Here is a 10,544-nt window from a genome sequence, read left to right as displayed (position 1 = left end):
ACGCTTGACCCGGACGTCTGCGTGCAAAACTCGCAACAGTCAGCGCGCTAAAGGACACCTTCTCGCGCGTAACCTAATTCGTTACCGACCTTCTTGAAAGAACCGATGTTAGCCATGTCACTTCTCCTGTTGTGTTTCGAGCCCGCGACCACCGCGGCCTCGATGGCGATCTAGGGCCGAGGACGATCGGCGACGCACCCGCTCGGGCCGGAGCGCAGCGGAGGACGTCGTTGTGGCGACTTTCTTGCCTCGCGAGGAATGGGCGAAGCCCAGGGGAAGAAAGTCGCATCAACGGCGTTGCGGCTCAGACGATCGAGGCGAAGCCGGTCTTCGGCCAGATCAAGCCATCAACGAGGCCACGTGCGTCCGCGTGCTGAACCACGATATCTGGAGAAGCGTGGCTATCTCGGTTTTGATGAACAAGAGGCGTGAACGATTCAGCGGGGAAAGAGAAACAATCTCCTGCAAAAGGCGGTATCGTCTCCCAAGAACGGATCGAGATAAGATCGTTCTGCCGCGGCTGCGTGGGCCAGACCGAATGTCGGCAGCTTGATCGATGAATTCCGAGCAGGACGAGATCTCCGCGCTCAAGTTCGATCATCCCGTTCACCGCGCCGATCTACGCGAAACGAAGCTATTCGACATGGCAGCGGTAAGCGATCGCCCCTGGGGCCATGCGGCCGTAAGAATTGGCTAGGACGGTTTCTCCACCACCACATCGGGCTCGAACGGGCGGGTCTTCGCCAAAACCACCAAGCGCGTCATCGCCGTGCCGCCAACGCAAACCGCGCCCAAGGAAGCGAAGACTTCACGCCAAGCCAGCGAGGGCACCCCGATATTGGACACGGCGAACACCACATGATAGCCGGCGACGGCGGCGGGAACAGCGAATGCTGTTGCGATCGCGATGCGCAAGGCCGAGGACCGAGTAACAGCAAAGGCGACCTGGCCGAGGACCAGCGTCAGCGCACCGCCGGCCGTCGCGATAAGCATGGCGCCAATGAGGCCGGCGTCGCTGTGAAACGTCATCATCCCGATAATGAGTGCGACAAAAAACGGCAGGGCATACACGGCAAGCGCAATGATCGCCCAGCAGAACAGACCGATGCCGAGTGTGTTGAGAACAAGCCCAATAGCGAGCATGGTGGTGGCTCCATGTGCATAGATCTACCAGTCGCGCCTTCCACCACCACCACGGCGCAACTCTGGATATGAGACTGAAACGAGGCGGAGTTGCGGCGGGAGCAATTTCGCCTCAAAGACTTCAGTTGAGCAGACGGCGCTCATGCGCCGCCGAACATCCAGACCGGGATGCCGAGCCGTTTCGCCTTGTCGGCGAGGTTGTCCTGGATGCCCGTGCCCGGGAAGTGCATGACGCCGATCGGCAGGAGTTCGAGCATGGCATCGTTGCGCTTGAACGGTGCTGCCTTGGCGTGCCTCGTCCAGTCGGGCTTGAAGGCGATCTGGGCCACTTTGCGGTTGCTCGCCCATTTCGAGGCGATCAGTTCGGCCCCCCTCGGGGAGCCGCCATGCAGCAGGACCATGTCGGGATGCTTGGCATGAACCTTGTCGAGACGATCCCAGATGAGGTGGTGGTCGTTGAAGTCGAGCCCTCCGGTGAGCGCGATCTTTGGCCCTGAGGGCAGCAGGATCTCGGTCTCGGCGCGGCGCTTGGCTGCGATGAAGTCGCGGGAGTCGATCATCGCCGCGGTCAGGGTGCGGTGGTTCACCAGCGATCCCGATCGGGGGCGCCATAATGTGCCGGTGTGAGTCTCGAAGCGTTCGATGGCTTGGTCACGGAAGAGCTCCAGGCAGTTGCGTCGCTCGATCAACGTGGTGCCTTCCGCCGTGATGCGTTCGAGTTCGACGGATCGAACTTCGGAACCGTCCTGCTCGCGCTGACTCTTCCGTTGCGCCTGTTCGTTGTCGTCGAGTTGGCGACCGATGCGGTCGACGGCTCGGTGGAACAGGTTGACGGTCGACCAGAGCAGATCGTCGAGGTCCGGCTCGAGCCGCGTGTCGCTCAACGTCGCGACCAGGGCATCGAAGATATCGACGACGGCACCGGTAATGATCCTGCCGTCGGGAAGCGGCCGTGGATCGGGCTGGTCGTCGAAGGGGCGGTAACCGAAGAGCTGCAATTCGGCAAGAACGTGTTCGGTCGGAGATGCGTCGTGCGGTGGTTCGATGTCATCGTGGTCGGTCATGGAGGCGATCCTTTGCCGGATCGGCCGCGACCATCGCGGCCTTCGTGGCGATCACTCAGACGGCAGGCGGAACGGGCCAGAACCCGGAGCAGAGCGGAGGGCCGAAGCGCAGCGGAGGATGGCGGAGGCCGGGCTATTTTGCTTCGCGATGCAAAGCGCGCTCGCCAGATGGCTAATGTGTCTTCTCGTCGCCGGCGCGCGGCGGAAAATAGCCGGACGCAGCCATTGCCGGTCCGAGCCGCTTGCCGTCCGATCGCCCTCTAGAAGGCCGTGGTCGCGTGCTCTCCCGGCAGTGGCCGCACCGCGACCGACCTGTCGATGCCCATCGAATTGCCGGGGCTATTCCGCGGTTGCCAACGACGAATGCAGCAAACGGACGACGTCCTCTGGTACGAGCTGAAGCCGCAACGATGCGCGGAGGGCTTCGAGGCCAAAGATGTGCAGATCTTCGTTGAAATCGCCCACCCGAGGCGACAGCGGAATCGCTTCAACGCCGGCCTCTACCGCGCGCTGCGTGAGAATCGCCTGTACGGTATCTCCGGCAGCATCGTCATCGCGGGCGATATAGAGCCGACGCAGGCCAGATGGCAGCATCATCGCTGCGAGATGATTAGCCGAAAGCGCGGCCGCCATGGGCAGGGCCGGCAGTGCGTAACGCAGTGACAGCATGGTCTCGATTCCCTCGCCGGCAGCGAGCACATCATCGACCACGCCGAAGCGAACGGCGTTGCCGAGCAGGTCACCCATGGCGCGTCGTGGTGTGTCGATCGGAGCCTTGCCGAGCCGCACGCGATCAAAACCGTGTGGATCTAGCCAGGTGCGGTGCACGCCGGTGATCCGTCCATCGAGGTCGGTGACACAGGCTATCATCGCCGGCCAGGTTTCGGTCGACGAATGCTCATCCGGTCGATAGTAGCAACGAGGATGGAAGCGCAAGCTGCCACCATGGTTGATGCAACTAATTCCGCGACGCTGCAAGTACGCCTCGGCTAATGTCCCTTCAATCGGGTTGGATATCGCAAAGAGCCGACGAGCGGCTTCCTGCGATCCGGCCGGCGCGACTGGACGAACGGGCCTCGGGAGTGATTGCTCCTCGGAACGAGGCAGCTTCAGAAAGCGCCTCGCCTCCTCGGCGACCTCGCGAAAGTCTCGCAAGGCCAGACTTTCGCGGATGATGTCGAGGAGATCACCATGTTCTCCGGTCGCGGCGTCGGTCCATTTCCCAGCGGGTCCCTTCGGTGATTCGTGCAGCCGCACGAACAACGAGCGGCCCGGCGTATTGTAGACGTCGCCGACCAGCCAGTACCGCCCCGCCCGCCTGCCATTAGAGAGATAGTGTCGGCACACCGCCTCAGCCTCGCACGAGAGGCGGCGTGCCAGTTCGGAAGCATCGCCGGCCATCACGCGGCCTCCCGCTCACTGACGCCCGTAACCGGATAGGTGTCGAGCACCCTGGACAGGACCTCGATGCCGCTCGCGTCCGTGGGTACGAACATGCGCAGCTTCCAGGAGATGATCTCCCCAAAGAGGCCGTAAGCACGGAGGCGATCGCGTATCGTGTCGTTGAATCCGGACAGCTCGATGCGATAGGCGCCCATCACCCGGACGCGGCGAAGTTGGAGTTCCTCCGCGAGGTCGAGGACGGTGCGTCCCTCCATCAGCGCGGCAAAGGCAGCGTCCGGCGTCAGCGCGGGCGCGTCCCTCGAAAGGACGTTTGCGACCCATGTGGCCGAAAACTTGCGTCCGATGATGCGTTCGCCCGCATCGGTCTGGAGCCGATAGACGCGGGTTGATTCGTTCGGCAGCCGCTTCCAGATAGGGAGCAGCAAGCCCGCCACAACGTGGATCGTGCTTTCCGTGAACTGGGGCACCTCGGCAAGCTCCGCCACCCAGGCCGCAGCGAAGCGCCCACGGTCCGCTTCGATCCAGTGGCTCTCCGCCATCATGCTCAAGGGGACCGTGTGCTGATCCATCGGCCGGATCAGACGGACGCGCCGCTCGATCTCGCCGTCATCGAGCATGACGCTCGCCGCGGGGACCTGCACGGCGGCTCGTCCCGAGCGCTCATTGACCAGCAGGACGGCCTGACGATCGGAAAGACGAGCAAGAGCGTCATCCAGACTCACCGGATGATTGCGCTGGCGCTGTGTGACAGTGAGCAGCCGGGTCTCGGCGCCGGTCCCCCGCTGGTCATAGATCGTCCGCCGGTCGGTGACGACAAGGCTCTCGGCACGGAGTGTTTCCAACCCGACGTCGTAGGTGCCGGATGCAACCGCGCCTTCGATCCGAGCGGTCAAGAGCTGCTCGAAGGCGGTGAACAGCACATTCTGGAGGTCGATGGTGAGCGCCAATAACCTGTTCAGAAAGGTCGTGATCGGCGGCAGGTCATTCCTGAGCCCATTGGCATCCATGAGCTTCAGACCGGTTGCATCCTCGAACCTCCCAAGCGAGCAACCGTCGACCTTGCCTCGCGCGAGCAGCGTGTAGAGCTGACGCAACGCATCACGTCCATACTGGCTTTCGAGATTGTCCTCGGGCCGGAACAGGCCCTGTCCTCCGGTCTGACGTTGGCCGCGCGTAATGGCTCCCAACGTATCGAGCCGGCGGGCAATGGTGCTGAGAAAGCGCTTCTCGGCCTTCACGTCTGTCGCAATCGGACGAAACAGCGGCGGCTGCGCCTGGTTGGTCCGGTTGGTGCGGCCAAGGCCTTGGATCGCGGCGTCGGCCTTCCAGCCGGGCTCGAGCAGGTAATGGACGCGCAACCGGCGATTCCGCGCCGACAGTTCGGCATGGTAACTCCGCCCCGTGCCGCCGGCGTCGGAGAACACGAGGATGCGCTTGACGTCATCCATGAAGGCCGAGGTCTCGGCGAGATTGGCCGAGCCTGCGCGGTTTTCGACCACCAGCCGGTCGCCCTTGCGGATGACGCGGCGCGAGCGGCCCGTCACCTCGGCGACCAGTTCGGTGCCGAAGCGCTGGATGACCTGATCCAGTGCCCCAGGTACCGGCGGCAGCGAGGCAAGCTTCTCGATGAGGCGGTCACGGCGTGCGACGGCTTCCCGGCTCTCGACCGGCTGGCCGTCGCGATAGACAGGCCGGGAGCAGAGGTTACCTTCCGAGTCGGTGAAGGGTTCGTAGAGCTGGACCGGGAAGGAGTGGGCGAGGTAGTCGAGGACATACTCGCGCGGGGTGATGTCGACCTGGACGTCGCCCCATTCTTCAGTTGGAATCTCCGCGAGCCGGCGCTCCATCAGCGCTTCGCCCGTCGACACGATCTGGATGACCGCGGCGTGCCCAGCCTCAAGATCGTTCTCGATCGCACGGATCAGTGACGGGGTCTTCATCGAGGTCAGGAGGTGACCGAAGAAGCGCTGCTTCGCGCTTTCGAAGGCGGAGCGTGCCGCAGATTTGGCCTGCCCGTTCAGCGTTCCCGTTGCGCCGGTGATGTTGGCGGCCCGCATCGCCGCGTCCAGGTTATTATGGATGACGCTGAACGCACCGGCATAGGCGTCGTAAATGCGGACCTGCTCCGGCGTCAGTTGGTGCTCAACAAGCTCGTACTCGACGCCCTCGTAAGAGAGCGAGCGGGCTGCGTAGAGGCCGAGCGCCTTGAGGTCGCGCGCCAGCACCTCCATGGCCGCGACCCCACCCTCCTCGATCGCTTCGACGAACTCGGCACGGGTGGCGAACGGAAAGTCGGCGCCGCCCCAAAGGCCGAGGCGTTGGGCATAAGCGAGATTGTGGACCGTGGTTGCGCCCGTCGCCGACACATAGACCACGCGGGCATTCGGCAGCGCGTGCTGGAGCCTCAAGCCCGCGCGCCCCTGCTGAGAGGCCGCTTGGTCACCACGCTCGCCCTTGCCCCCGATCGCATTCTGCATGGCGTGGCTCTCGTCGAAGACGATCACTCCGTCGAAGTCCGAGCCCAACCATTCGACGATCTGCCTGACGCGCGAAAGCTTCTCGCCACGCTCGTCGGTCCGTAGCGTGGCGTAGGTGGTAAATAGGACGCCTTCCGCAAGCCGGATCCGGGTGCCCTGGCGAAACCGGGACAAGGGCGTAACGAGCAGGCGCTCCATCCCGAGCGCGGACCAATCGCGCTGCGCGTCCTCGATCAGCTTGTCGGATTTGCTGACCCAGACGGCACGTCGGCGGCCCTTGAGCCAGTTGTCGAGCAGAATCCCGGCGACCTGCCGGCCCTTGCCCGCGCCGGTGCCATCGCCCAAGAACCAGCCGCGGCGAAAGCGGACGGCATTCTCTGCGTCATCGCGCGCGGCGGCGATAACATCAAAGGTCGCATCGACCGTCCAGGAGCCCACGAGAAACTCAGAATGCGCCTCGCCGGCATAGATGACGCTCTCAAGTTGGGCGTCCGACAGAACTCCATCTGCCACCAGACTCGAAGGCAGGTGCGGACGATAGGATGGTTTCGGTGACGCAACGGACGCCATCGCCGCGGACTGCACGAGCTTGGTCGGGTGTGCGCACGATCCGGGAATACGGATCGATTGCAATCCGTATTCCTCGTAAAGGGCATCGGTGAGCCGGGTGCCTTCCGGCGGCGACCATTCGACCGTTTCGTATGTAAGTTCGACGCCTTCTGGCGCGGCGTCTCTCGAAGAAGACGATGAGCGTGGTGCAACGGCGCCCAGCGATCGCGACATAGCCGGCCGCTCGATAGCGACGATCTCCGGTGATATGGCGACGGGCAGCCTTGGAGGCACATGCTGGTTCACCCAGTCGAGCAAGGTAGCGACGTCGGCCGCCATGCCTGGCGAAGCCGGAAAAGCCGTCGGATCGGCAGCGGGCAGCTTGTCGATCACAAGCAGCCGTGTGTCGATTTGTGTTCCGTGCTTCGCGTAGATGGCGCCGTCGATCGCCGCAGAAAACGCTACCTGCCCGCGTTCCTGGAGCCGCACAAAGGCTTCTCGCCATGCCGGGTTATCCGGTGCGAAGCTGGCGCCAGTGATGGCGACAAGGCGTCCACCGTCGCCAAGACGCGCGAGCGCTGAAGCGATGTGACGGAGAGCCGCATCCGTCATCCGTCGGTCTACGTTCGTCAATGCCGAGAACGGCGGGTTCATCAGAACGACGCTCGGCACGACACTCGCGTCGAGGTGGTCGTCGATCTGTGCAGCATCGAACCGCGAGACCTTAACGCCTGCGAAGAGATGATCGAGCAGCGCCGCGCGGGCCTCGGCCAACTCGTTCAAGACCAGAACGCCGCCGGCGAGCTCGGCAAAGACGGCGAGCAAACCGGTCCCAGCAGAAGGCTCAAGAACGCGATCGGCCGGCGTAATGCCAGCCGCGGCGCATGCGGCCAGCCCAAGCGGGATCGGCGTCGAGAATTGCTGAAGCGCCTGGCTGTCCTCGGAACGCCGCGTGTGGGTCGGCAGACAGCTAGCGATCTTCGTGAGCATCGGCAGCATTGCTGCCGTCGACCCAGCCTTGGCACGCATCGCGGGGCCGAACTTGCGAAGGAACAGAACGGCTGCCGCCTCGCAGACGTCATAGGCGGTCTTCCAATTCCAAACGCCGGCCGTGTCCGAGGCGCCAAAGGCAGACTCCATGGCGCTACGCAGAACAGCGGCATCGATGCGACGGCCGCGTTCGAGCTCGGTCAGGACCTGTCGCGCGGCCCTGACAGCGGCAGAGGTGAGATTTGCAGCGGCACGCATGGAGAGCGGCGTGGCGATGCCGCCGGCAAGAGATTCGGTCATGGCAGGAATTCTTTCGGAGAGCAGGAATGGGTCGAACCATCAGGCGCTCTCCTTTGCCCCCGACGGCTCAAACCCTTCCCGGCCCGACTCTCACTCTCCGCCGTTCCCAATAAGAATGGGGACCAGCGCTACACACCGGTCCCCAAGCAACCGCGGGACGGCCAAAGCCGCCCCGCTCTGTGATGATCACTCAGCCGCGTCGAGATGTTGCGGATCTTCGTCGGCGGCGGTCTCCTGATCCTCCTCGTCGGCGAGGAATTCGGGCAGCCGGCCCGCCTCGCTCTCCTGCTCTGACGCCGCATCGGGATCGAGGAGACGCAACGGCTCCGGCAACCAACCCGAGCCATCCAGAAGTCGTTCAGCCTCCTTGGCCATGTCGGCCTTCTTCAGATGGTCGATCAGTTGCGCCGACGACTCGCCCTTGGCCTGCCGCACGGCATCCAGAATACGCGGCTTGGTAACCCGGCCGAGATAGTTGTCGACGGTCGGTCGCCAGCCGGCCTGCACCATGTCGAGCCCGACCGCGCGCGCCAGCACATCGGCCTGGTCGAGACGCGTGCGAACGCCATGGGCGGAGACGCGACCCTGATTGTAGCGATTGGCTGGCTCATGGACGGCGTTGACCGCAAACGACGCACAGTGGGCGAACAGCGACGCCTGTGCACCACCATCGAGAGCCGTCAGCGCATCCCAGAGATCGTTCTCGCTCTTTGGCAACCGTGCCTTCCAGACCTCATGTCGCGCCTCGACTGCTTTGGCCGAGACGCTTTCCCTCAGCCCCGGAGCTTGGGCGGGAAAGTTCGGCGTGCGAAGGCTGATCTCAAGACAGCTCCCGGACGATGCGAACCGGTAAAAGGCCGTCAGCACGAAGTTATGCAGAACTGCCTGGAACGCGACCGCTGGATTTCCCGCCAACGCATCACGCAATGTCAGTGTACGATGCGCCGTCAACTCGATGATGAGACGATCCGGCAAAGGTTTGGTCGCGTCCTCATCATCCTCCTCGGCATCAGCAGCGCCGCCTGCGACCGCGATGACCGTGCGCTGGACGGAAGGGCCCACTTCAAGACCTTCGGTCGACGACGCATCGGCGCCCTGCCCGACATCAGGATCAGTTGCCGGCACCTCGTCCTCCGGCCGGACGTAACCCCGGTCCACGGCGAGGCGTCCTTCGGAGTCGATGCTGATGAAGACACCAGCTCGGGCGATCTCCGCCGGTTCGTAAAGCATCGGCCGGTCTTCGAATGCAGCCAGGGCCGACTCGATTTCGCCGAGACGCTGATCGACCTCGTCGGGCAACTCGTCGGCATCCCGGTAGTCGACTTCCAGCTTGGCTTGCTCGGCGTTCAGCGCATCGATGGTGGCCTGCTCCTCAGGCGAGAGATCGACGGGCTTGCCTTCGATTTGTCGTAGGCCTTGAGTGTGACCGTAGGGGAAATCTACGGCGACCGAGATCCACTTCCAGCCTTCGGCAGCAATCGTCTCAGCTTCGGCCTTGAGCTTCTCGGTTACGAGGCGGTCGAGCAAGACGACGTCCTGAAGCCAGCCGCCGTCGTCGTGCTCGAACAGATCCCGCAGAACGCCGCCACCCGCGCTCTGATAGGCATCGAGGCCCACAAATTGGGCCCGGGGATCGGAACCGCGCACGGTGTTCTCCGTGAGCAGCCGGCGGATCTGGTATGGCTCGTCATAACCGGAGCGGCTGACATTCTCCCAGACTTGCTCCTGGCGGGCGTGATCGGCCGTGACCGAGAACGCCATGAGCTGCTCGAGGGTCATGCCGTCTTCGGCATAGACCTCATGCAGCTTTGGCGAGACCGACGCCAGGCGCAGGCGCTGCTTGACGATTGCAGGGTTCACGAAATGACGCGCGGCAATGTCTTCCTCGCTCATGCCGAGATCGCGGAGTGTCTGGAAGGCCCTAAACTGATCAAGCGGATGCAGGCCGACCCGCTCATCGTTCTCCGCCACCGAATCGTCCTCGGCGATGCCCCCTTCACGCACAACGCACGGCACCGCCTGCGTCTTTGACATCCGCTTCTGTTTTACCAGGAGCTCGAGAGCGCGATAGCGCCTGCCGCCCGCTGGCACCTCGAACATGCCGGTCTCGTTGCCATCTGCATCGACGACGGCCCGGACACTCAGACCTTGCAGAAGCGTACGCTGCGCGATGCTCTCGGCTAGCTGCTCGATCGAGACACCGGCCTTGACGCGGCGAACGTTCGACTGGCCGAGCACGAGCTTGTTGAAGGGAATGTCCCGAGAAGGGGACAGCGTGATCTTTTGTACGGCTTTCGTCATTTTGGCTCTCCACGACGGGTGGCCGTGAGACTCTCTCTCGGCTTCCAACCCGTCGCGAACAGCCTCCCCTCCTCTCACTCTCGCGCGAGGCCAGGCATCACGCCGTCTCGTGATCGGCGACAGCCGAATCCAGCGATGCGGGCTCAATGGACCCGGGAACGAAACCGAGCAAATAGTCCGCGGCCTTGCTCGCCTGCGAGGCGGCCCGCACGATGGCGCGATTGTCTTCACGCAGGACTTCGAGTAATCGCGAGGTGTGGGTAATGTGAAGGAACGCAGCTTCAGCGCGTGAATCCCGCATAGTTCCGCCAGTGGG

Annotated in this window: 7 protein-coding genes; all 7 read right to left on the bottom strand. The window is 63.6% G+C overall.

The window, feature by feature from the left end:
• Positions 1-304: 304 nt before the first annotated feature.
• On the bottom strand, positions 305-601 hold the full coding sequence (locus AC1Q6J_RS12495; RefSeq protein ID WP_080654815.1) for a hypothetical protein: 297 nt from the start codon (positions 599-601) through the stop codon (positions 305-307).
• Between the two features lie 92 nt (positions 602-693).
• On the bottom strand, positions 694-1,143 hold the full coding sequence (locus AC1Q6J_RS12490; RefSeq protein ID WP_006018713.1) for a hypothetical protein: 450 nt from the start codon (positions 1,141-1,143) through the stop codon (positions 694-696).
• A gap of 140 nt (positions 1,144-1,283) precedes the next feature.
• Positions 1,284-2,207, bottom strand: a complete 924-nt coding sequence (locus tag AC1Q6J_RS12485) for a DUF2493 domain-containing protein (protein WP_006018712.1) — start codon at positions 2,205-2,207, stop codon at positions 1,284-1,286.
• Positions 2,208-2,546: 339 nt separating this feature from the next.
• On the bottom strand, positions 2,547-3,608 hold the full coding sequence (locus tag AC1Q6J_RS12480; RefSeq protein WP_006018711.1) for a DUF7146 domain-containing protein: 1,062 nt from the start codon (positions 3,606-3,608) through the stop codon (positions 2,547-2,549).
• Entirely contained in the window at positions 3,608-7,927 is a 4,320-nt protein-coding gene (locus AC1Q6J_RS12475; RefSeq protein ID WP_006018710.1) for a bifunctional class I SAM-dependent methyltransferase/DEAD/DEAH box helicase, read from the bottom strand. Before AC1Q6J_RS12475 ends, AC1Q6J_RS12480 begins: the two co-directional genes overlap by 1 nt.
• 186 nt (positions 7,928-8,113) lie before the next feature.
• Positions 8,114-10,228, bottom strand: coding sequence for a ParB/RepB/Spo0J family partition protein (locus tag AC1Q6J_RS12470; protein WP_006018709.1), 2,115 nt, complete (start codon positions 10,226-10,228; stop codon positions 8,114-8,116).
• A 97-nt stretch (positions 10,229-10,325) separates the two neighbouring features.
• The gene (locus tag AC1Q6J_RS12465) at positions 10,326-10,529 is read right to left on the bottom strand and encodes a zincin-like metallopeptidase domain-containing protein (RefSeq protein ID WP_492279593.1); all 204 of its coding nucleotides are present in this window, start codon (positions 10,527-10,529) and stop codon (positions 10,326-10,328) included.
• Between the last annotated feature and the right edge of the window lie 15 nt (positions 10,530-10,544).

The organism is Afipia sp. MLSD5-FHT05B12 (assembly GCF_058793355.1).
The sequence above is the reverse complement of the archived record's forward strand: the minus strand, read 5'-3'. Positions and strand labels throughout refer to the sequence as shown.